The sequence below is a fragment of the Paraburkholderia sp. SIMBA_027 genome, assembly GCF_046535315.1.
In the GTDB taxonomy this organism is placed as follows: Bacteria; Pseudomonadota; Gammaproteobacteria; order Burkholderiales; family Burkholderiaceae; genus Paraburkholderia; species Paraburkholderia tropica.
In genome coordinates this window covers 1-259 of sequence record NZ_JAWRWY010000954.1, presented here as the reverse complement: position 1 = coordinate 259, position 259 = coordinate 1, and the positions used below count along the sequence as shown (strand labels likewise).

Annotated in this window: 1 protein-coding gene; it reads right to left on the bottom strand. The window is 40.5% G+C overall.

Annotated features, from left to right (window positions below; all coding sequences use genetic code 11):
* Positions 1-259, bottom strand: a 259-nt coding sequence (locus tag SB764_RS41935) for a glycosyltransferase (protein WP_410867027.1), incomplete at both ends; no start/stop codon positions are given.

Sequence of the window (259 nt, the reverse complement as noted above, 5' to 3'; positions counted from 1 at the left end):
GAGCATATGACCAATTTTTAATATAATTTGGCTTTGAGTATTTCTCAGCCATTTTAAAGGCCTGACGTGAAAATTGTTGATGAGTGCTGTCATCTCTCATTAAAGAGACAATGGCCTCGGCTAATTTTTCTATATTATATTGCTCGATTACATAGCCGTTTACTCCGTCTTCTACCAAGCTTCTGGCACCGTAATCATAATCGTAAGTTACCACAGGGCATCCGTTGCTCAATGCTTCCATGTTGGACAGACCGAAGCC